This window comes from Gluconobacter sp. P1D12_c (assembly GCF_018812105.1).
Classification (GTDB): domain Bacteria; phylum Pseudomonadota; class Alphaproteobacteria; order Acetobacterales; family Acetobacteraceae; genus Gluconobacter; species Gluconobacter oxydans_A.
On sequence record NZ_JACSIQ010000738.1, the window covers coordinates 1 to 385 of the forward strand.

Annotated in this window: 1 protein-coding gene; it reads left to right on the plus strand. The window is 57.6% G+C overall.

Going from position 1 to position 385, the window contains the following annotated elements; genetic code table 11:
* Window positions 1-385 (plus strand): transposase (locus KP705_RS18975; RefSeq protein WP_215765432.1); only part of this gene is annotated, 385 nt, incomplete at both ends.

The window sequence follows — 385 nt, forward strand, 5'->3', positions numbered from 1 at the left end:
GAAGCAAGGGCGGACGACCGCCATTTGATCCTGTGCTGATGTTCAAGATCCTGGTGATCCAGACGCTCAACAATTTGTCTGATGAGCGGACGGAATATCTGATCAACGATCGCCTSTCCTTYATGCGTTTCCTTGGKCTGGGACTGTCGGACCGGGTGCCCGATTCCAAAACGGTCTGGCTGCTCCGTGAACGCCTGACACAGGCGGGTGCGATCGATGGGCTGTTTAACCGGTTTGAAGCGACCCTGCGGAACGCCGGKTATYTGCCGATGTCAGGCCAGATCCTGGATGCCACGCTGGTAGCGGCTCCGAAGCAGCGGAACACCAATGCAGAGAAAGCGGATCTGCGAGCAGGCCGTATTCCTGAAGACTGGCAGGACAAGCC